At 38.6% G+C, this 22,561-nt stretch carries 21 protein-coding genes and 1 tRNA gene; 20 read left to right on the top strand and 2 right to left on the bottom strand.

All coding sequences use genetic code 11. The features are described 5' to 3' along the window. Positions 1-2 precede the first annotated feature (2 nt). The 7 genes from J0871_RS00515 to bglX all read left to right on the top strand — a co-directional run bounded on the left by J0871_RS00515 (position 3) and on the right by bglX (position 10,558). The gene (locus J0871_RS00515; protein WP_208222740.1) at positions 3-1,721 is read left to right on the top strand and encodes a LamG-like jellyroll fold domain-containing protein; all 1,719 of its coding nucleotides are present in this window, start codon (positions 3-5) and stop codon (positions 1,719-1,721) included. A 138-nt stretch (positions 1,722-1,859) separates the two neighbouring features. Further along, a complete protein-coding gene (locus tag J0871_RS00510) occupies positions 1,860-3,194 on the top strand; it encodes a glucoamylase family protein (protein ID WP_208222739.1) in 1,335 nt (444 codons plus the stop codon). 25 nt (positions 3,195-3,219) lie between these two features. Next, positions 3,220-4,596, top strand: coding sequence for a glucoamylase family protein (locus J0871_RS00505; protein ID WP_208222738.1), 1,377 nt, complete (start codon positions 3,220-3,222; stop codon positions 4,594-4,596). A 5-nt stretch (positions 4,597-4,601) separates the two neighbouring features. After that, positions 4,602-5,600, top strand: coding sequence for a metallophosphoesterase (locus J0871_RS00500; protein WP_208222737.1), 999 nt, complete (start codon positions 4,602-4,604; stop codon positions 5,598-5,600). Between the two features lie 19 nt (positions 5,601-5,619). Then, on the top strand, positions 5,620-6,417 hold the full coding sequence (locus tag J0871_RS00495) for a prolyl oligopeptidase family serine peptidase (RefSeq protein ID WP_208222736.1): 798 nt from the start codon (positions 5,620-5,622) through the stop codon (positions 6,415-6,417). Between the two features lie 23 nt (positions 6,418-6,440). Continuing rightward, a complete protein-coding gene (locus J0871_RS00490; protein ID WP_208222735.1) occupies positions 6,441-8,246 on the top strand; it encodes a family 43 glycosylhydrolase in 1,806 nt (601 codons plus the stop codon). A 59-nt stretch (positions 8,247-8,305) separates the two neighbouring features. Continuing rightward, positions 8,306-10,558: a beta-glucosidase BglX gene (gene bglX, locus J0871_RS00485; protein WP_243870356.1), complete on the top strand. Its 2,253-nt coding sequence runs from the start codon at positions 8,306-8,308 to the stop codon at positions 10,556-10,558. A 130-nt stretch (positions 10,559-10,688) separates the two neighbouring features. Here the strand turns inward: bglX and J0871_RS00480 are convergent, their stop codons facing one another. Further along, positions 10,689-11,588: an alpha/beta hydrolase gene (locus J0871_RS00480; RefSeq protein WP_208222733.1), complete on the bottom strand. Its 900-nt coding sequence runs from the start codon at positions 11,586-11,588 to the stop codon at positions 10,689-10,691. Positions 11,589-11,719: 131 nt separating this feature from the next. Between J0871_RS00480 and J0871_RS00475 the strand changes: the two genes are divergently transcribed. From J0871_RS00475 to J0871_RS00460, 5 genes are all read left to right on the top strand, one after another. Continuing rightward, positions 11,720-12,172 (top strand): GatB/YqeY domain-containing protein, encoded by a 453-nt coding sequence (locus J0871_RS00475; protein ID WP_208222732.1) that lies wholly within the window; start codon positions 11,720-11,722, stop codon positions 12,170-12,172. Positions 12,173-12,239: 67 nt separating this feature from the next. Beyond that, positions 12,240-12,313 (top strand) — tRNA-Arg (locus tag J0871_RS00470). A 108-nt stretch (positions 12,314-12,421) separates the two neighbouring features. Further along, positions 12,422-12,796 carry a hypothetical protein gene (locus J0871_RS00465; protein WP_208222731.1) on the top strand — a complete coding sequence of 125 codons (375 nt, stop codon included), beginning with the start codon at positions 12,422-12,424 and terminating at the stop codon, positions 12,794-12,796. Positions 12,797-12,972: 176 nt separating this feature from the next. Next, positions 12,973-13,095: a hypothetical protein gene (locus tag J0871_RS17355; protein ID WP_262897373.1), complete on the top strand. Its 123-nt coding sequence runs from the start codon at positions 12,973-12,975 to the stop codon at positions 13,093-13,095. A 42-nt stretch (positions 13,096-13,137) separates the two neighbouring features. Next, positions 13,138-13,728 (top strand): TrkA C-terminal domain-containing protein, encoded by a 591-nt coding sequence (locus tag J0871_RS00460; RefSeq protein WP_208222730.1) that lies wholly within the window; start codon positions 13,138-13,140, stop codon positions 13,726-13,728. Positions 13,729-13,790: 62 nt separating this feature from the next. On the opposite strand, the gene J0871_RS00455 is transcribed toward J0871_RS00460, so the two are convergent. After that, positions 13,791-14,216: a DUF1801 domain-containing protein gene (locus J0871_RS00455; RefSeq protein WP_208222729.1), complete on the bottom strand. Its 426-nt coding sequence runs from the start codon at positions 14,214-14,216 to the stop codon at positions 13,791-13,793. Between the two features lie 281 nt (positions 14,217-14,497). On the opposite strand from J0871_RS00455, the gene J0871_RS00450 reads away from it, so the two are divergent. The 8 genes from J0871_RS00450 to J0871_RS00415 all read left to right on the top strand — a co-directional run bounded on the left by J0871_RS00450 (position 14,498) and on the right by J0871_RS00415 (position 22,556). Next, the gene (locus tag J0871_RS00450; protein ID WP_208222728.1) at positions 14,498-15,955 is read left to right on the top strand and encodes a glycosyltransferase; all 1,458 of its coding nucleotides are present in this window, start codon (positions 14,498-14,500) and stop codon (positions 15,953-15,955) included. Between the two features lie 155 nt (positions 15,956-16,110). Continuing rightward, positions 16,111-16,344, top strand: coding sequence for an isoprenylcysteine carboxylmethyltransferase family protein (locus tag J0871_RS00445; RefSeq protein WP_208222727.1), 234 nt, complete (start codon positions 16,111-16,113; stop codon positions 16,342-16,344). Between the two features lie 44 nt (positions 16,345-16,388). Next, positions 16,389-16,859: an OsmC family protein gene (locus J0871_RS00440; RefSeq protein WP_208222726.1), complete on the top strand. Its 471-nt coding sequence runs from the start codon at positions 16,389-16,391 to the stop codon at positions 16,857-16,859. Between the two features lie 102 nt (positions 16,860-16,961). Then, a complete protein-coding gene (locus tag J0871_RS00435; protein WP_208222725.1) occupies positions 16,962-18,029 on the top strand; it encodes a glycoside hydrolase family 43 protein in 1,068 nt (355 codons plus the stop codon). A 129-nt stretch (positions 18,030-18,158) separates the two neighbouring features. Then, entirely contained in the window at positions 18,159-18,524 is a 366-nt protein-coding gene (locus tag J0871_RS00430) for a DUF2200 domain-containing protein (protein ID WP_208222724.1), read from the top strand. A 256-nt stretch (positions 18,525-18,780) separates the two neighbouring features. Continuing rightward, positions 18,781-19,254, top strand: coding sequence for a UpxY family transcription antiterminator (locus J0871_RS00425; RefSeq protein ID WP_208222723.1), 474 nt, complete (start codon positions 18,781-18,783; stop codon positions 19,252-19,254). A gap of 758 nt (positions 19,255-20,012) precedes the next feature. Continuing rightward, the gene (locus tag J0871_RS00420) at positions 20,013-21,407 is read left to right on the top strand and encodes a nucleotide sugar dehydrogenase (protein ID WP_208222722.1); all 1,395 of its coding nucleotides are present in this window, start codon (positions 20,013-20,015) and stop codon (positions 21,405-21,407) included. Between the two features lie 147 nt (positions 21,408-21,554). After that, positions 21,555-22,556 carry an SDR family oxidoreductase gene (locus tag J0871_RS00415; protein WP_208222721.1) on the top strand — a complete coding sequence of 334 codons (1,002 nt, stop codon included), beginning with the start codon at positions 21,555-21,557 and terminating at the stop codon, positions 22,554-22,556. Positions 22,557-22,561 lie beyond the last annotated feature (5 nt).

The raw sequence follows: 22,561 nt of genomic DNA, 5'->3' as shown, positions 1-22,561 counted from the left end.
CAATGAAAAAAATCAATAAATATTATTTCGGAATATTTTCATTCATCCTGCTACTCACTTCCTGTGAGTACGATGGAATAGATCCGCTTACCCAGGTAGATCCGGGTGAAGATGCCGGTGCGCCCGAGGTTACTATTAACTATCCTAACGAAGGGACTACAATTCAGGTGCCTGAACCCGTAGCTGCAATTAACATTCGGTTTGAGGTGGTTGATGATATTGAGGTAGATATGATTGAAGTTCTGGTAAACGGAGATCAAATTGCAACTTTTAACGAGTTTCTCGATTATCGTATAGTAAACCGGGAAGTAAGTTTTGAAAATGTTACCAATGGGGAACATACCTTAACGATTAATGCTACAGATATTGCGGGAAACACTACGAGTAAAACCGTTAATTTTAGTAAAGAACCTCCTTATACTCCAAAATATGCTGGAGAGTTTTTCTATATGCCTTTTGATGCAGATTTTACCGAATTGGTAAATATTTATATGGCCGATGAAACAGGAGATCCGGCTATTTCAGGAGATGCTTACCTGGGAACAGGAGCCTACGAAGGTGTAGCTGAATCTTATATAGACGTGCCACTGGACCAGGAAGACCTTGGTAGCGAATTTAGTGGTGCCTTTTGGTATAAAGTTAATACTGATGAAGCTAACCGGGCAGGGATTCTTGTAGCGGGAGCTAACGAGGAGCGCCAGCAAGGTTTCCGTTTATTTAGAGAAGGTTCAGCTGAAGAGCAAACCATCAAAATGAACGTTGGAACCGGTACTGGTGAAAGCTGGAATGACGGTGGAATAATAGAGGTAACCAATAATGAATGGGTTCATATTGCTTTTAGCGTAACTCCAACAGAAACTGTGCTTTATTTTAATGGAATGCCGGTAAATACCGGAACTATGACCGCAGCTATAGATTGGACGGGAGTAGAACAACTTACCGTTGGTGCCGGGGGAGAGACTTTTAGCTATTGGGATCATAGATCTGATATTGGTAGTAATATAGATGAACTTAGATTGTTTAATACTGCCTTAGCCCAGGAAGATATTCAGCAACTAATCAATGCTTCTTCCATTACTTTAGATATGCCTTTTAACGGTGACTTTAGAGATATGGTTTCCAACCGTGAAGTATTAGAAGTTGGTTCTCCGGGATTTGCAGGAGAAAGTGTAGAAGGGAATAATGCTTATGCCGGTGCTGAAGGATCTTACCTGCAATTACCGTCAGATGGACTGTTAAGCGAAGAATTTAGTACTACTTTCTGGTATAAAGTTAATGCCGATCCAGATCGTGCCGGGATTATTGTTATAGGGCCTGAAGATGAAGAAAACCCTGATGCACAAAATAAAAGAACCAGTGGCTTCCGTCTCTTTAGAGAAGGCAATGCCGATGAACAACGTATTAAGGCAAATGTTGGAAATGGATCTGCCGATAGTTGGAATGATGGTGGTGTGATTAATGTTGCTGCAGGAGAATGGGTGCACGTTGCCCTTGTGATCACCGATTCCGAAAGTCATATTTATCTGGATGGTGAACTGGTGAATACTGGTGACGTTCCAGGTGGAGTAGACTGGACGGGAACCGATATCGTTTCTATTATGTCTGGTGCTCCAAGATTCACAGGATGGAACCACCTGGCTGATAGAAGTTATATGGATAACCTCCGTTTCTATAACAAAGCTCTGACTGCCGAGGAGGTGGAAGCAGCGATGGAAGAATAGAATAATTTTAGAAATAATTCCGGCTCTAATTAGGGCCGGAATCTTTACATCCTACTATCACACTTAGTAAGACTGGCCTATACATCTCAAATTTTTAACAAATCTATGTTATCCGCTCCTTCATTAATAAAATTCAAAATGTTTAGAAGCTTTTATTTTATAGGATTAATACTTGTTTTTTCTTCCTGTTCTTCTGATGATGGACCTGGTTACCAGGAACCTTATCAACCTGGACAGGAGCCCGAAGGAGAGGAGGAAATTTTAAGTGATTCAGAATTGTTGGAAAAAGTTCAACAACAAACCTTTAAATATTTCTGGGATTTTGCCGGGGAAAATTCGGGCTTAGCGCGTGAACGCTCGCAGGATGATGCTTATGGAGGTGAAGGAAGGAATATTGTTACCATTGGTGGCTCCGGTTTTGGCCTCGCAGCTTTTCCGGTAGCTGTAGAGCGTGGTTGGATAAGCAGAGCGCAAGCAACTGAAAGACTGGAAAAAATTCTTGACTTTTTGGAAGAAGTTCCTACATATCACGGCGCTTTTTCACATTGGTATTTAGACGATGTTGCACAAACACGTCCCTTTGGAGATATGGATGATGGCGGCGATCTGGTAGAAACTGCTTTCCTGATGCAGGGCTTACTTATAAATAGACAGTATTTTGCCGAAGAAACAAGTATTTCAGAACGAATTACTGAATTGTGGGAAGCTGTAGAATGGGATTGGTACACCCAGGGAGAAAATGTGCTTTACTGGCACTGGTCCCCAACTTATAATTTTCAGAAAGATTTAAAAATTCAGGGATGGAACGAATCTCTAATGGTGTATGTACTTGCTGCATCATCACCCACTCATTCTATAGAACCTGAAGTTTATCACCAGGGTTGGGCATCAAATGGTGCTATGGTAAATAATCGTCAACACTACGGACTTGAGTTACCACTTGGCCCATCATACGGCGGTCCCTTATTCTTTGCCCATTATTCTTTTATAGGTCTTGATCCTCGAAACCTGAGCGATCAATACGCTAATTACTGGGATCAAAATACCGCACATAGTCTTATTCACTATAATTACGCAATAGATAATCCACGGAATTATGAAGGCTATGGAGAAAACAGTTGGGGTTTTACCGCCAGCGATAATTATGAAGGTTATTCCGCGCACAGCCCGGCCAACGATTTAGGAGTAATCACACCTACTGCTGCCTTGTCTTCTTTTCCATATACTCCAGAAGAATCTATGAAAGCCTTACGCTATTTTTATGAAGAAATGGGAGATAAATTGTGGGGACCTTACGGTTTTTATGATGCGTTTTCTGAAGAGGAAAACTGGGTAGCCGATGGTTACCTTGCCATAGACCAGGGTCCAATAATTACTATGATAGAAAATTACCGAACAGGCTTGCTTTGGGATCTTTTTATGCAAGATGAAGAAATACAAGCCGGTTTAGACAAACTGGAGTTTAATTATTAATTCCGAAAATTAAAAATTATACAAAATGACCAACTATAAATCAATTCTAAGTTTTCTTCTAATCGGTTTCGTGCTTTTTAGCTGTAAGAACGAATCAAATAAGGAGAAGCAGGAATTAGAAAAAACTGAAACCTCATCTCTTTCCAGGGAAGCATTATTAGATACGGTTCAAAAGCAAACCCTTAAATATTTCTGGGATTATGCCGAGCCAAATTCGGGAATGGCAAGAGAACGCTATCATCCAGATGGTGAATACCCAAAAAATGATTCCCACGTGGTAACCACAGGAGGATCGGGATTCGGACTTATGGCTATAGTTTCCGGGATGGAACGGAAATGGATTGAGCGTGATTCGGCTGTTGCCCGCTTAGATAAGATCGCTGATTTTTTAGATAATGCTCCAAGATTTCACGGGGTATGGCCACATTGGCTAAATGGAGAAACCGGTGAAGTTCAGGCTTTCAGCGATAAAGATAATGGAGGAGATCTTGTGGAAACTTCATTTTTAGCACAGGGCTTTATTGTAGTTCGTGAATATTTGAAAAATGGAAACGAAGAAGAACAAGCAGTAGCTGCTAAATACGATGAGCTTTGGAAAGGCATAGAATGGGAATGGTATACCAATAATAAAAACGGACTTTACTGGCACTGGTCGCCAGATTATCAGTGGGAAATGGATTTTATGATAGAAGGTTACAACGAATGTTTGATCACTTATGTCATGGCTGCTTCTTCTCCAGATCACGCGATTGATGCTAAAGCTTATCACGATGGTTGGGCTCGTAGCGGCGATATTGTAACCGATAAAGAAGCATACGGAATTCCGTTAATTCTAAAACATAACACCAGTGGTGATAAAGCCGGACCACTTTTTTGGGCACATTATTCTTATTTAGGATTGAATCCGAAAGGCCTTGAAGATAAATATGCTAATTACTGGGATCTGAATGTAAATCATACCAAAATCAATTATGAATACACACAGGAAAATCCGAATGATTCTGAAACCTATACAGAAAATTCCTGGGGTCTAACCGCAAGCTATACCCGTAACGAAGATGATGGTATAGGCTATACCGCCCATTCTCCAGATGATGATAAAGGAGTGGTTTCGCCAACTGCGGCGATTAGTTCTATCCCTTATACTCCAGAACTTTCTATGAATGCGATGAGGTATTTCTTTGAGGATCAAAACGAATTGCTGTGGGGACCAGCCGGATTTTACGATGCTTATAGTCTTGAAGGTGAGGATTGGGTAGCTCCAAAATACCTGGCAATAGACCAGGGGCCACAAGTGGTAATGATAGAAAATTACAGAACCGGTTTGATCTGGGATCTATTTATGGGCGCTCCCGAAGTACAAAACGGTCTCGAAAAATTAGGATTTAATACTTCTGATTAATTTATATGAATTACCAGCTAACATATTTCAACCCTATTCGAAGTCTTATTCTGATACTTGTAGCAGTATTGATTACAGGTTCTTCATTGGCTCAACAGAAGTCTTTTGAATTTGTAGTACTGCCGGATACCCAGACTTATGTTGAAGAGTATCCAGAAATCTATTTACATCAAATGCGTTGGTTGGCCAACAATAATGATAGATTTTCCTTCGCCCTGCACGTTGGTGATATTACCCAGAATAACAACGGTAAGGAATGGGATGTGGCTAAGGAGGGCTTTAATATTATTGACGAAAAAGTACCATTTTCCTTTGTGTTAGGTAATCACGATATGGGAAGTGCCAGCGGTAAATTTGCCGATACCCGGAATACCGCTATGGCCAATGCTTACTTTTCAACAAATGAGATTCCTAATCTTATAGCTTCATTTCCCGACGGAAAAATCGATAACCTATTGAGTGAGTTTAAGATCGGGGATCAAAATTGGATGGTACTATCATTGGAGTTTGGTCCCAGGAATAAAACGATTAAGTGGGCAGATGAAATGATCGGAAAATATCCGGAGCATAATTTCATCATAGCAACTCATGCCTATGTTTATGAGGATAGCACACTGCATGACGGTGAGGATTGGTGGCTTCCTGAAAACTACGGAATAGGTGAAGATACCGGCGAAGAAGCTCCAAATAATGGTGCTCAACTTTGGGAAAAACTAATTAAAAAGCACGATAATATTTTAATGGTATTTTCAGGACATATTCTTAAATCGGGTGTTGGAACTTTAGTAAGCGAAGGTGAAAATGGAAATAAGGTTTACCAGATGCTTGCCAATTATCAAAAAGGAGTGGAAGGCTCAGAAAATGGTGGAAATGGTTTTTTAAGAATTATTAAAGTTAATCCCGAAAATCAAAGAATTGAAGTGAAAACCTATTCGCCCTGGCTTGACGAGTTTAAGACAGAAAATGAGCACGATTTCACTTTTGAAAATATTCAATTAAAATAATAGCATCAAAAAAATAAATATGAAAAAGAGATTCTTATACGTCTTAGCGGTTTTACTGGTCATTCTACTCATTGTGCCATTTTCAGTAGAAGCACAGGAGAATGAAACGTTTAAAAAAGAACATTTTATTAAAGATTCTGATACTTTAAATTATCGCATTCTTTTTCCGAAGGATTTTTCTGAAGAAAAGGAATATCCTGTGGTTTTGTTTCTGCACGGTGCGGGAGAAAGAGGTAACGATAACCAGGCCCAATTAACACACGGCAGTGATTTGTTTTTGAAACATCAGGAAGAATTTCCCGCAATAGTTATTTTCCCGCAGGCCCCAAAAGACGACTATTGGGCAAAGGTTGAGGTGAACCGCGATAGCGTTCCGCTTCAATTCAATTTTATGAATAAAGAAACGGCTACTAAATCGCTGCAATTAGTTATGGATCTTATGGATGAAATGACTTCAAAGACTTATGTCAATAAAGATCGAATTTATGTTGGCGGACTTTCAATGGGAGGAATGGGAACCTATGAGATTATCTATAAAAAGCCTAAAATGTTTGCGGCAGCCTTCGCAATTTGTGGAGGAGCAAATCCTGAAATAGCTCAAAAATATCCGGAAGCCTTTAATATTTGGCTTTTCCACGGAAAAAAAGATGATGTAGTACTTCCAAAATATTCTGAAGCAATGGCGCGATCTATTAATCATTACGGTGGCAATGCCAAGCTTTCTTTATATCCGGACGATAATCATAACAGCTGGGATTCAGCATTTGCAGAACCTAATTTATTACCCTGGTTATTCTCTCATAAAAGGGAAGAATAAGGAAGTAGAATAAAAAAGAAATGATGAAAAATTTCAAAAAGTTATTTACAATTACCGCCATACTTTTTTGTGCCATTTTAAATGCTCAGGAAGTAGTCCCGGAAACCTATATCAATCCCCTGGATATTGATTACACCTATATGGTGTATAATTCCAGTAAGAATATTTCTTATCGTTCAGGGGCTGATCCTGCCGTAATTGAATTTCAGGGTGAATATTATATGTTTGTTACCCGATCTTTTGGGTACTGGCATTCTAAAGATTTGATCAATTGGGAATTTATCAAACCAGAACAATGGTATTTTGAAGGTTCCAACGCACCAACCGCTTTTAATTATAATGACTCCCTTGTTTATTTTGCCGGTGATCCTGCAGGTTACGGTAGTATTCTTTATACCGATGATCCTAAAAGTGGTAAATGGACTCCTACGGCTTCTATTTCTAATAATATTCAGGATTCAGAACTGTTTATCGACGATGACGGGAAAACCTATTTGTACTGGGGCTCTTCGAATGTGCATCCCCTTAAGGTTAAAATGCTGGATAAAGACGATCGTTTTCTTGAAACCGGGGTTGAAAAGGAACTTATTAACCTGGTAGAAGAAGAACACGGCTGGGAACGCTTTGGAGAGAATAATTACCATCCAACCTTAAAAGAAGGTTATATGGAAGGGGCTTCCATGACAAAGCACGACGGGAAATACTATTTGCAGTATGCAGCGCCCGGGACACAATTTAATGTTTATGCCGATGCCGCCTACGTGGGCGAAACGCCACTTGGCCCTTTTAAATACATGAAAAACAATCCTATGAGTTTAAAGCCGGGCGGATTTACCAATGGTGCCGGTCACGGGATTACCATGCAACAAACCAACGGACAATACTGGCATTTTGCCACCATGGCGCTGGCTTCTAATTCTCATTGGGAACGCAGGCTGGCTATGTTTCCAACCTATTTTGATGACGAAGGTTTAATGTATACCATTACCAGCTATGGCGATTATCCTTTGTACGGTCCAGATCATCCCACGAAAGCAGGACTGCACAATGGCTGGATGTTGCTTTCCTATAAAGGAAAAACAACCGTTTCTTCTTCACAAATGCAGGTTAGAAAAAGCACTGCTACAGATGGTGATTTTGATATTACCGAAATGCCACTGGAAAAGAACAGTGAGGGTGAAATTATTTCGAAATTATTAACAGATGAAAGTCCGAAATCTTTTTGGGTTGCTGAAGCCAATAACGATAAGCAATGGGTGGAGATCGAAATGCTGGCGCCCGGAAATATCTATGCGTTTCAACTGAATTTTCATGACCAGGAATCTGGTATTTATACCCGTACCGAAGGTTTACGACACCGGTATACCTTAGAGGTTTCAGAAGATGGTAATAACTGGAAAACTGTTGTAGACAGAAGTAAAAGTTTCGAAGATACACCGAATGCCTACATTCCGCTTAATCAGCCAGTAAAGGCTAAATACATGCGCTATAATAATATTGAAGTTCCGGGGAATAACCTGGCTTTATCTGAAATTAGGGTTTTTGGGAAAGGTTTAGGTCAAAAGCCTGCTAAGGTTAAGGGATTCGAAATTTCCCGCGAGGAAGACAGGAGGGATATTTCCCTGGAGTGGAAGCCGGTGAAAGATGCCCAGGGTTATAATATTCGCTGGGGAATCGCTCCAGATAAATTATACCATTCCTGGTTAATTTATGATAAAAATGAGCATTTTATGCGCAGCCTGGACCGTGATACAGAGTATTATTTCAGTATTGAAGCTTTTAATGAAAATGGAATATCTGAAAGATCTGAAATATTGCAAACAGAATAACCGAAAAACCAAATTATAAAATCTAAAGAATAGGAAAAATGAGAAGAATTTATCTATCAATGAGCCTCATAATTTTTATGGGAATTTCATTCCTAAATGCCCAGGAAAGAGTTCCGGAGGTAGAGGAATTATTACAGAAAATGACGCTGGAAGAAAAAATTGGGCAGCTTAACCTGCTTACTCCCGGTGGCGGCGTTGCTACTGGATCTGTAGTAAGTGAAGACGTAGAAACCAAAATTAAAGAAGGAAATGTTGGAGGTGTTTTTGGTGTTTCCAGCCCAGAAAAAGTAAGACAGGCGCAAAAATTAGCCGTGGAAAATTCACGTTTGGGAATTCCATTGTTAATTGGGTCTGATGTTATTCACGGGTATAAAACTACATTCCCTATTCCGCTAGGACTTTCTTCCAGTTGGGATATGGATTTGATAAAAGAAACCGCTCAAATTGCGGCTAAAGAAGCTACAGCCGATGGGATTAACTGGAATTTCTCGCCAATGGTAGATATAGCTCGCGATCCGCGTTGGGGTCGTATTGCTGAAGGTGCCGGGGAAGATCCTTATTTGGGTTCCCAGGTTGCAAAAGCAATGGTGGAAGGTTACCAGGGAGATGATTTTACTGCGCCCAATACAATGATCGCTACCGTAAAGCATTTAGCGCTTTATGGAGCTTCTGAGGCCGGCCGGGATTACAATTCGGTAGATATGAGTAAAATAAAAATGTTCAATGAATATTTACCGCCATACAAAGCTGCGGTAGATGCAGGTGTTGCGAGCGCAATGACTTCCTTTAATGATATTCACGGAGTTCCGGCTTCCGGAAATAAATGGTTAATTACAGATTTATTTCGTGAGCGTTGGGGTTTTGAAGGTTTTGTAGTTTCAGATTATACTTCGGTAAACGAGATGATCGCCCACGGAATGGGAGACCTGCAGGATGTTTCGGCTTTGGCTATAAACGCCGGACTGGATATGGATATGGTTGGAGAAGGATTTTTAACGACTCTGAAGAAATCTGTAGAAGAAGGCAAAGTTTCCGAAGAACAAATCACCAAAGCGGCTCGCAGAATTCTCGAAGCAAAACATAAATTAGGTCTTTTAGATGATCCCTATTTATATTCAGATGAAAGCAGACCCGAAAAAGATATTCTCTCCAAAGAAAATAGGGCAGTAGCGAGGAAGGCAGCAAAACGTTCTTTTGTGCTTTTGAAAAAGCATGAAAACACACTTCCATTGGCCAAAAATGCGAAAATTGCATTGGTTGGGCCGTTGGCAAATAATAAGAATAATATGCTTGGAACCTGGGCACCAACCGGAGATCCACAGCTTTCCGTTCCGGTGATGGAAGGAATAAAAAATGTAGCTCCAGATGCTGAGATATCCTACGCCAAGGGAGCCAATATTAGTAACGATACTACATTTGCTAAAAATGTAAATGTTTTTGGGCCGCGTATTGAGATTTCTGAAGAAACCCCTGAAGCAATGATAGAAGAAGCTTTACAGGTTTCTGAAGATGCCGATGTAATTGTTGCCGTAGTTGGAGAAGCTACCGAAATGAGCGGGGAAGCTGCAAGCCGTACCAATTTAAATATTCCTGATAGTCAGCAGAAATTGATCAGGGAATTAGTGAAAACCGGGAAGCCCGTAGTTTTAGTATTGATGAGTGGCCGACCGTTGGTGATTTCCGAAGAAATGGAAATGCCGGTGAGTATTCTGCAGGTTTGGCATCCAGGTGTAGAAGCCGGAAATGCCATAGCCGATGTGCTTTTTGGAGATTATAATCCTTCAGGAAAGTTAACGGCTACCTGGCCAAGAAATGTTGGGCAAATTCCAATTTACTATCGAATGAAAACCACCGGAAGACCAGCACCATCACCATCTGAATTTGAGAAATTCAAGTCAAATTATTTAGATGTTGAAAACACTCCGCAATTGCCATTTGGCTACGGACTTTCGTACACCGATTTTGAATATGGGGAGACAAAAGCAAGTAGTGATAAATTAAGCGAAAACGGAAGTATAACCATTACTACTACGGTTACAAATACCGGTGATTTTGATGGGGAAGAAGTGGTGCAGTTATATACGCACGATAAAGTGAGAAGTATTACGCCGCCAATGAAGGAATTGAAAGCGTTTAAGAAGATAAGTTTAAAGAAAGGTGAAACAAAAGAAGTGAGTTTTGAGCTTACCGCTGAAGACCTGAAATTTTATAATGCAGATCTGGAATTTGTTGTAGAACCCGGCGAATTCGAGTTTTTCGTTGCCGGAAGTTCAGACCACGAATTTACCAATGAATTTACGGTAGAGGAGTAGTTTTTTATTGATGCGCACAACCTTGAGATACCCTACTATCTCTGGGTTATTGAATCCCGCTTCGGCGGGATTTTTTATTTTAAGCGTTTAAACAAATTCTTTGATCGCTCTTTACTTAAGCGGTTGGTTGCTATTTCCATACTTCAATTTGCTGATTTTCTCCATTTAAAAATACCGAATTAAAAAAGTGGAAAACTTCAGGGAAATGGTCGAATGGCATTCCGGAGTGTTCGTGTTTTCCGCCTTCGAAACTGTAAAGTAAGTATGAGGTATTCAGTTTTTTAAGTTTTTCAGTAATTGTTTTGGAGCCGTCCAGCATAATATATCCCGGTTGGTCCCCATCACACCAATGATGAGGTGCGGTTGCATAAGGCACAAGATTATCTTCAGTGCCGTGGAAAAATACCCCGGGAACAGCGTTTTCTTCAGTAATATATCGTGCATCTACAATAGCGCCGGCAAGAGAGAAAACTCCGGCAAAATCAAAGTTCTGGTATTTAGAAAAATCCTGGAACATAAGTTTCTCGTTGTAAACTGCGTTTAAAACCGCTTCTGCGCCGGCACTGCTTCCGCCAACAATTATCTTTGCTGGATTTATATTATATTCTTCTTTATTTTTAACCATAAAATTCACGGCATCCATAAAATCTTCAGCAGCCATTTTAAAGGTTTCCATTTTTCCCGAAGCTTCATAGTCACAACCAAAAGATTGTCCTTTTCGGGTTAACCGATAAGAAATTTGTACGGCTACATAACCTTTTTTAGCAGCAGTTTCAGCAAAATTTACTTCGTCGGGATTAGTGCGGGTGCCGCCTGCAAATCCGCCGCCGTGCATAAAAACTATTACAGGTCTGTGCTGCATAGTGTCATTTTTAGGCTGATAAATGTCCAGTTTTAATTCTTCGCCTTCCTTAGTAGCATAGGTTTTGGTTTCAGTTTCTTCTAGCTGAAAAGATTCATCTATAAATCTTTGTTGGGCTGAGATTGAAAAACTTAGCAAGAACAGTAGGATGAAAATCGGGTTTTTCATAAATGAATTATAATTTAGCGTCTCAAGATACTTAATTTTGCAGGGAGAATAAGTGGGGATTTTAATTTTAATATTTTATCTTCGCTGCGAAATTAAGATTTCCGCCTGCGCGGAAATGACACTAATAAGTTATGAGTTTACAGGATAAAGTAATGGCAGAGATGAAAGCTGCTATGAAAGCTAAGGACAGTGAAAAACTGGAAGCTTTACGATCGGTTAAAAGTGCTATTTTATTAGCCAATACTGAAAGTGCTGCAAAAGACGGTTTAACTGAAGATGAAGAACTTAAAATTTTGCAGAAACTTGTAAAACAACGCAAAGAAAGTGCTGCGATTTACAGGGAGCAAAACAGGGCAGATTTGGCCGAGCCCGAAGAAAAACAGGCCGCGGTGATCGAGTCTTTTTTACCTGAACAGTTGAGTGAAGCTGAAATTGAAGCTAAAGTAGACGAAGTTATCGCTAAAACCGGAGCCAGCGGAATGCAGGATATGGGTAAAGTGATGGGAATGGCAAGTGCTGAATTGGCCGGTAGAGCCGATGGAAAAACTATTTCTACTATTGTTAAGAAGAAATTGAGTAAGTAATTATTCAGAATAAATTTGATAAAATATTTGTTAGTTTTTGCTAACTGCTAACTGCTAACTAAATAACGGCCCCGTGGCGCAACTGAATAGCGCATCAGATTTCGGCTCTGAGGGTTGCAGGTTTGAATCCTGCCGGGGTCACTTAAAGCAGAAAGTCTACACGAGAGTGTAGACTTTTTTATTTCCTGAAAAGCTGAGCTTGCTCAGAGCTTTTCAGGAAATAAAAAAGTACGCTGCCCGCAGGGCAGGGTGACTTTATATTTTCACGTGGGAGCTCAAAGGAAAAACGAAGTTAATCCTGTCTGTTTTCTATTTTTAGAAGCTGAGCTTGCTCAGAGTTTTTCCGGAAATAAAAAAGTACGCTGCCCGCAGGGCAGGGTGACTTTATATTTTCACGTGGGAGCTCAAAGGAAAAACGAAGTTAATCCTGTCTGTTTTCTATTTTTAGAAGCTGAGCTTGCTCAGAGCTTTTCAGGAAATAAAAAAGTACGCTGCCCGCAGGGCAGGGTAACTTTATATTTTCACCTGGGAGCTCAAAGGAAAAACGAAGTTAATCCTGTCTGTTTTCTATTTTTAGAAGCTGAGCTTGCTCAGAGCTTTTCTGGAAATAAAAAAGTACGTTGACCGCAGGGCAGGGTAACTTTATATTTTCACGTGGGAGCTCGAATTTTATACGAAGTTAATCCTGTCTGTTTTCTTCTTTAAAGGGCAGCTTATTTCAAGCTTTTTGAAGGCCAACCCGTAATTACCAAAAAATGATTAAATTAAAATAATAAATCATTAGTTGGTAAAATCGTTCTATGACTGCGGTAATTTCATTACTCATTATAATTTCTATTTCATTACTTATTACCAGAATTGGCACGCTCGCTTTTGTGCATACCGAACTTTCTAAAGAAGTAGCAAAATTTCAGGCTCGTTAAGCTTATTTGGGAGTAGGCTTTACTACCCGAGAATCTGAGTTAATGGTAAATGATCCTGTGAGAAGAAAAATATTGACTTTCCTGATTTTTACGGGAAACGCGGGTGTCATTACTACCATTTCTTCGGTAATTTTTAGTTTTTTATCGCTTCAGGAAACAGGATTTTTTTCAATTGAAATGCTTGTACTTGCCGCAGGAATCACCCTTCTTATATTTTCGGCTTACAGCGGATTTATTGATCGTAAACTATCAAAATTTATTGAAAAACTGCTTAAAAAATATACATACCTGGACGTGAAAGACTATTACAGCCTATTAAACCTTGAAGGTGATTACCGGGTTTCAGAGTTGAAAGTGGAAGAAGGGGACTGGGTAGATCAAAATTCTTTGAAAAACCTTAAACTGGATGAAGAAGGAGTACTTGTGTTGGGTATAAAAAGACCAAATGGGGAATATATTGGTGCACCATATGGAAAAACCGAAATTAAAATTGGGGACATTTTAATTTTGTACGGTGAAAGTTCTGGTTTAAAAAACCTTGAAAAACGTAAAAAAGGAGAAACCGGCGATGAGCAGCACGATGATGCCGTTAGTGAGCATAGTAAAAGGAAGAAGGAACAGGAAGACAATTAATTTTAATCATAGTTCACAAGATTTCACCTCTTAAAAAAGATTTCGCTTTTTAATGCTGAATTTTATAATCCTAAAGTAACCAAATGCTTTACTTTATGGTAGGTTATGGCGGTTTTAATGCATTGTTTTAATTCGGTTTCTGGTAATTCCTGGTCAATGCGAAATATTATTGCCCGCTTTCCTTCGAAATTGAACTCATCATTAAATACCAGTCTAAAGGTATCTATCAATCTACTGCTACAATGAAAATACATAGCGTATTGATCCGGCTGTTTTTCTTTCCAGTCTATTCGTAATGTACTTCCGTTTTTAGTAATAAAACTGGGTTCATTCCACTTTAGGGTTTCTTCTAATTGAGTTACGCCCTCGGTTTCTTCAGCAGTTTTCCTAATAAGTATTCTTAAATACTCCAATTGAGGACGGATAAAATCGGGGTAATTTTTAAAGACTTCTTCCAGCCTGGGATCGGTTTTTATAGATGTTTTCATTTAAAATTTTAATTAGCGGCAGAAGTAAAATTACATCTTTCGGTTTAAAATAGGGTAAAAATCAATTTTCTACCTTCCTATTCCCGTGGTTAATGTAGACTTTCTCCACAACTTTCCCATAATAACCCCATTTTTATCTACGAAGGAGATATTCAGGAGTCTCATTTTCAACCTTAAAGCCTGTAGGTATAGATATTGCTATTCGCTATCGGAATTACACCCAGACTATTTTGGTTCTTACTAAGAATCGTATAGAAGGTTTAAACTAAAAATTTATAAAAATGATGACTTCGAATTTTAATTACTCTTCTGCGGCTTCGCCAAAAGATTTTAAAATTAATAATACCAGCTTACAGGCAGAAAATTTGACTGCTAAAGAGGAAGATTCAGTTAATTACAGAAAGGCAACATTTACTAAAAAACATTTGTTCATTTTAGCGTCAACATTTCTAATTCTTATTGGAGGAGCTTTTTCCTTCTACCTGTTACAGGCTGAATTTCAAGCTTTAAATATGAATAGAATGGATACTCTTGGTGGTATTATTCTACTTGTGATCAGCGGGTTTTTATTATTATTCAGACTAGGGTTTTTAACCTTTATTGCAAGATTGTTCTTTAAGTATAAACCTGTAAACTCTGTAACAGATACCGAATTACCTTCCTGTACTGTAATTGTACCAGCATATAATGAGGGTAAACTGGTTTACTCAACTTTAAAAAGTTTAATTAACAGTAAATATCCGGCTGAGAAATTACAGCTTCTTGCCATTGACGACGGGAGTAAAGATGATACCTGGGAGTGGATGAAAAAAGCCAAAGAAGAATGGGGAGAGCGTATTACTATATTTCAGCAACCTCATAACCAGGGGAAGAGACACGCGCTTTACCGCGGATTTAACCTGGGTACAGGTGAAGTTTTTGTTACGGTAGATAGTGATTCTATTGTAGAAAAAGATACTTTGCGCAACCTTGTTTCTCCTTTTGTTACCAATGAAAATTGTGGTGCAGTAGCAGGAAATGTTCGTGTTTTAAATAATGAAAAAGCGATTATACCCCGAATGCTTAATGTGAGTTTTGTATTTAGTTTTGAATTTATTCGTTCCGCACAAAGCGTATTGGGATCGGTATTATGTACCCCGGGAGCTTTAGCCGCTTATCGCGCTACTGCTGTAAAAAACTGCCTGCCAGAGTGGATAAATCAAACATTTATGGGCAAACCTACAGATATTGGGGAAGATCGTGCCATGACAAATATGATCTTAAAACAGGGTTTCCACGTTCTATTTCAGCGTAATGCTTATGTGCTTACCAATATTCCTGAAAAATTCAGCAGTTTACATAAAATGTTTACCCGTTGGGAAAGAAGTAATGTGCGTGAAAACCTGATGATGTCTAAATTTGCGTTTAAAACGTTTAGAGCAGGCTCAAAATCGGGGCCTCGTATTTTACTGCTTAATCAATGGATGAAAATGTTAACTACGTATCCGTTGCTTCTTATAATGTTTGTATTACTGGCGGCACACCCGGTGCTCTTTATTACTTCAACATTATTAAGTATCCTGATATTTTCAACTCTGCCGGCATTTTTCTATGCGAAAAAATACAATATAGCTGAGTCTTTCTGGATTTACTCCTATAGTATTTTCTATACTTTTGGTTTGTTCTGGATTACCCCATATGCAATGGCAACTGCCAGTAAAAGAGGATGGTTAACCCGGGAATTACCACAAAAGAAATAGTGGGCTTCTCTTAATTTTTAGGAGCTAAGAAGCCGTTTAAAAAGTATAGAATTGTAATCGCCGATATTTTCCAGGATAGTTGAAAATAGTATTATTTATTCGTGCCTTCTTCATTAGCGCGTGGGGTCTTCATCGGTGATCATAAGTTTTAAAATATGATGGTTACAAACGGACTTTTTAAATTCAGCAGAAATCCAATTTATCTCGGTTTTTTAATAAGTTTACTTGGAGTTTGGGTTTTATTAGGAATAGTACTTCCAATTCTAGGCTGTCTATTATTTATTTTGATTATCAATTACTGGTATATTTCCTATGAAGAAAATGAAATGGAAAAACAGTTTGGTGCGGAATATAGAGAATATAAGTCTCGAGTAAATCGGTGGATTTAATAAGACCTAGCTTCTTTATATAAATAGTAAGTCAATTATTTTAAATGAAAAAACATCAATACGAACTAAGTGTAGAATGGACGGGTAACGAAGGCAATGGAACTTTAGATTATAAATCTTACAATCGTAATCATAGCATTTCAGCTGAAGGAAAATATGCTGAAATAATGGCTTCGGCGGATCCGGCTTTCCTGGGAGATAAAACCAAATATAATCCCGAAGATTTATTTTTATCTTCAATAGCGGCCTGTCATATGCTTTGGTTTTTACATTTATGCTCCAGTCACAAAATTATAGTAATAGCCTATTTGGATAATGCCACCGGAGTAATGGAAGAAGCTCCTAATGGAAGCGGAAAGTTTACCAAAGTCAGGCTAAATCCTCAAGTGAAAGTAGCAAAAGCAAGTATGATTCAAAAGGCAAATGACTTGCACAAAGAAGCAGGTAAAATGTGTTTTATTGCCAATTCCTGTAATTTTGAAATCGAATATAACCCCACCACAACCATAAATTAAAAGCAGTTAAATCTTAAACAGAATTAACTCCAACTATTTTAAGTGTAAAATACACAATTAAAATAGTTTTATTAAATTGAGAAAAATTAAGACCTAATTAAAATGCGAAATTCTGTTGGTATAGTAAAAGTTCTTGGAGTTGTCAGTCTTCTTTTAATATTGTTTTCCTGCGGTTCTTCAAAAACTGGAAAGGAGGAAGTAAAAAGCTTGCGATTTGATAATCCCTTAGCCGAACAAAGAGCAGATCCGTTTGTGACTAAGGCTGAAGATGGCAACTATTATTTTATAGCGACCGTTCCGGAATATGATCGAATTGAAATTCGTAAATCAAAAACCATTAATGGCATAAAGGAGGCCGAGCCCGTAATAATATGGCGCAAACATGATAAAGGAGTAATGGGAAATCATATCTGGGCTCCCGAACTGCATCGAATAAACGGGAAATGGTACGTGTATTTTGCAGCCGGTTCAGCAGAAGAAAAATGGAAAATTAGAATGTATGCATTGTCTAATCCTTCCGCCGATCCTACCAAAGGGGAATGGAAGGAAGAAGGCCAGGTGCATAGTAAGCGGGACGATTTTTCCCTGGATGCGACTACTTTTGAGTTAGAAGGCCAACGCTATATGATCTGGACTGATAGGGCTTCAGATACCATAATGAATACCGGCTTGTATATTGCTGAAATGACCAGTCCAACTACTTTGGCAGATCATCAAGTGGTGATTTCACAGCCTACTTATGACTGGGAAATTCAGGGGCACAGGGTAAATGAAGCTCCTGCGGTACTCGTGCGCCACGGAAAAGTATTTGTAACATTTTCTGCCAGTGCTACCGATGCTAATTACTCCATAGGATTGATGTGGGCTAATACGGATGCCGATCTTCTTGATCCCACTTCCTGGCATAAATTACCGGAACCGGTATTTTACAGTAATCCCGCTCTGAAGCGTTTTGGTCCCGGCCATAATAGCTTTACGAAAGCTGAAGATGGAGAAACCGATATAATGATTTATCACGCCCGTAATTATAAAGAAATTGATGGGGAACCTCTTTACGATCCAAATAGGCATACCCGGGCAAGAGTATTGAAGTGGAAAGACGAAATGCCCTTTTTTGGCCAGGAGTTAAGTGATAAAGAAATGAGTATGGAAAATATTAAACAGAATTAAGGATTTAGAAAATTATAATCCAGGGGATTTTTAAAGGTCGTAAAACAACCAATAATTTTATAACTTAAACCTGTTTTTAGTTGAAAATAATAGCAATTAGCACAATTAGCAGATAATAAATAGTAGGTTATGAAAACAACACCCAAACACAACGAGCGAATGGCAAAAATGACTTTTGCTTCGGTATATCCACATTATCTTACAAAGGTGGAGAAGAAAGAACGGACAGAAGAAGAGCTTGAAAAGGTGATTGAGTGGTTAACCGGTTTTGATAAAAAAAAGCAGAAGGAACTCATTGAAGAAAAAGCAAATTTTGAAACTTTTTTTGAGCGCGCAAATTTAAATCGGAATGCGCAGCTTATTACCGGGGTAATTTGTGGTTACCGCGTAGAGGAAATCGATAATCCCCTAACTCAAAAAGTAAGGTATTTAGACAAGTTAGTAGACGAACTTGCGAAGGCTAAACCTATGGAGAAAATTTTGAGAAGTAATTGAGATTGGTTTCAGACCAAATATGATCATTATTAAATTAGTGACTCCTTCTCGTTTATATTACTATCAATTCTTTTCCTGTTATTATTAAAAATAACTAACTATGCGTTAGTGCTTCAAAGATTGATTCTAATTTCAACGGGCGCCAGGCCTTATTCCTACTCAAAATCTTTGTAATTTTGATGCTACTAACTAACAATTCAATTTAAAATTTCTTCAAATTACCCTACTACGAAGAGATGATAAAAAAATCTTAGCTATGTCGTGGTACGTTTTATATACCAAACCCAGGATGGAAAAAAGAGTAGCCAAGGGTTTGCAGCAAATGGGCGTTGAGGTCTATTGCTCTTTTATCACAGAGATAAAACAATGGAGCGATAGAAAGAAGAAAATCAAAACGCCTCTCTTTAAATCTTATGTTTTTATAAAAATGGAGGAAAAGAATCGTAATGGAGTTTTTGAGGTCCCCGGTGTGATTCGGTATTTATTCTGGTTAGGCAAACCGGCTATTGTAAGAGACAAAGAGATTAAAGTAATACGCGAATGGCTTGAAGAAGATAAAGTGGATGACGCTAAAGTAGAGCATCTAAATGAAGGAGATAAAATAACCATTAAAAACGGTGCTTTTAAACAACAGGAAGCCATTATTCGTGATATTGGAAAAAGAAAAATGCGCCTTGTACTTCCTCATCTCGGGTTTACGGTAGAAGTTAAAACCAAAGAGGTGGTTTGATTAAATTTTAAGATCTGCTAAACTTATTTTTAATCCAGCCATATTATTTCTACAATTCCAGCCGACTTTATTTTTATCATGCATGTTCAAATTATTCTCTTCGGAAAAAATAAAAAAAATATCGCAAGAACTCAAGAAAAACTTTCATTGCTGCGGATGCTGAATACTAAAAATAATCTGGAAAGCGAGTATAATAAATTTAATTAGACTTCATCTTTTCTTCATTTTCATTAACAAAAAGGGGATTAAATTTAATTATTAATGAAAGTTAAATTTAGTTAATATTTTAACATTTATAACTTGGTAAGGCCTTAAGATGTACTCTATCTTCGCGGCTTTAACGGAAAACAAATTCTATTTACGCTTTTCCATAATTTTTTTGAATTGTTGGCGTTATTAAGTCCAACAACTATTAAAAATAGTTAATAAAGTAAGCTGCAGTGAGTGCTTAAAAATGGGACTCACTGTGGCGAAGCCGTTTTCAGTTGGCATTGGTGAGTTGCAGTTTCCGGGTTTTTTACCCCACAACTCATAACAGATAACTGAAAAATTCAAATCTATCGTCTACGGACTAACAAACCTACTTTGCAGCTCCCTACAACTGCAGGAAACTTAAAAATGTTTATGGTGTAACTCTCACCCGCACTCCGGCGGAAAAAATCTGAATTTTTTAGTAATAAAATTAAAACATTTGTGAAGATGTTTAAAGCTACGCTTTTGTTTTAAAGTTACAGATTGATCATAATTTATAGAGTAAAATGAACGAGAATATTAAAATTGCAGTAATAGGCCTTGGATACGTAGGGCTGCCCCTGGCGAGGCTTTTCGCTACTAAATTTCCCGTAATAGGATTTGATATTAATAAAACCAGGGTAGCCGAGCTTCAAAAAGGTCATGACAGTACACTCGAAGTAGAAGATGATATTTTACAATCCGTCTTACACACGACAAATCCTTTTCGAATTGAATCAGGAATTCTTGAAGGAGAACCTGTGCTGGCCGGTCACGGAAATCATCAAAACTCGCAACCCGCAACTCGTAACGGAGAACAGACAACCGATAACTTACAACCGACCACTGGATTATACTGTACTACAGATTTAGAAGACATCGCTGATTGCAACCACAATATCATCACCGTTCCAACTCCAATAGATAAAAACAATCGCCCCGATCTTACTCCGCTATACAAATCAAGCGAGACGGTAGCGAAAGTTTTGAAAAAAGGAGATATCGTGATCTATGAATCTACGGTGTACCCGGGGGTAACCGAGGATGAGTGCGTACCTGTGCTACAGAAGCATAGCGGACTCACATTCAATGAAGATTTTTTTGTAGGCTATTCCCCAGAGAGGATTAATCCGGGAGATAAAGAACATACAGTTGAGAAGATCCTCAAAGTCACTGCAGGTTCTACTTCAGAAGTTGGAAAAAAAGTAGATGCGCTTTATAAAGAGGTAATCACCGCAGGAACTCATTTGGCTCCCACAATAAAAGTTGCCGAAGCCGCTAAGGTTATTGAAAATTCTCAAAGGGATATCAATATTGCTTTTGTAAATGAGCTTACCAAGATCTTTAATAAAATGGAAATCGATACTAATGATGTTTTGGAAGCCGCAGGGACCAAATGGAACTTTTTGCCCTTTAAACCGGGCTTAGTTGGTGGGCATTGTATTGGGGTTGACCCTTATTACCTGGCTCAAAAGGCACAGGAAATAGGTTATCATCCAGAGATCATTCTTGCGGGCAGGCGAATGAACGACTCCATGGGAAAATATGTGGCCAGTGAGGTAATAAAGCTGATGCTACAAAACGAACATAAAGTAAAAGGTGCCAACATTTTGGTATTGGGAATCACTTTTAAAGAGAATTGCCCAGATGTGCGGAATACTAAAGTGGTTGATGTGGTTAAAGAACTACAATCTTATGGCACCAATATTACTATTTACGATCCTTTAGCGAATCCTGCTGAAGTAGAGCATGAATATGGTTTGGAAACCACGCGGGAATTGCCAGAGCAAAAATTTGATGCCGTGGTTTTAGCAGTAGCCCACCAGGAGTTTTTGGAGATGAATTTAGATGCTCTTAAAAATAAAGGAGCCATTGTGTATGATGTAAAAGGAGTTATTAGGGACGTAGAAGGGAAATTATAGTACTCGGTCTCGATACAATCCCGATGAAAAATCGGGACCACTCGACCTGACGCCTGAGTAATAAAAAACGCTCCCGTCAGTTCGAGTGATCATAAAATCTCTCAAGAGATTTTATGATCGTATCGAGAACGCAACAAAACATAATAAATGAACTATACCAACTTAAACAACAAAAAAGTCTTAGTAACAGGAGGAGCCGGGTTTATAGGTTCCAACTTATGTGAAGAACTTTTAAAACAAAATGCTAAAGTTACCTGTCTCGATAATTTTGCTACGGGACATAAATACAATCTGGACGCGATAATAGATCACGAAGATTTCACCTTAATTGAAGGTGATATTCGCGATTTGGAAACCTGTCACAAGGCTTGTAAAGACCAGGATTATGTGTTGCACGAAGCCGCTTTGGGCTCGGTGCCGCGTTCTATTAATGATCCTATTACCAGCAACGAGGTAAATATTTCTGGATTTCTAAATATGCTTGTTGCCGCTCGTGATGCCGGTGTAAAACGTTTTGTTTACGCTGCAAGCTCTTCCACTTATGGTGATTCTGAGAAACTTCCAAAAGTTGAAGATGAGATTGGAAAACCTCTTTCTCCTTATGCGATTACGAAGTATGTAAATGAACTTTATGCAGATATTTTTCAAAAAGCATATGGTTTAGATACGATTGGCTTACGTTATTTTAATGTATTTGGAAGAAAGCAGGATCCAAATGGTGCGTACGCCGCTGTGATACCAAAATTTGTTATCCAGTTAATGAATCACGAGAGTCCTGTTATCAACGGAGATGGTACTTATTCCCGCGATTTTACCTATATAGATAATGTGATCCAAATGAATTTGTTGGCTCTTACTACTGAAAATAAAGATGCGGTAAACCAGATTTATAATACTGCCGTTGGGGATAGAACTAATTTATTAGAATTAACCCAATTACTTAAGGGGTATTTATCTAAGTATGATCCCAAAATTGGTGAGGTGGAAATTAAGCACGGGCCAAACCGAGTAGGTGATATTCCTCATTCATTGGCATCAATCGGGAAAGCTAAAGAAAAACTGAGTTATAAACCGCAATTTAAAATTGAAGCCGGAATTAAAGAGGCGGTTGATTGGTATTGGAGCAATTTAATTAAGATTTATTCCTAACATGG

It is taken from the genome of Salegentibacter sp. BDJ18 (assembly GCF_017579965.1).
Classification (GTDB): domain Bacteria; phylum Bacteroidota; class Bacteroidia; order Flavobacteriales; family Flavobacteriaceae; genus Salegentibacter.
Note: the sequence above shows the minus strand (reverse complement) of the source record. Positions and strands in the feature narration are given on the sequence as shown.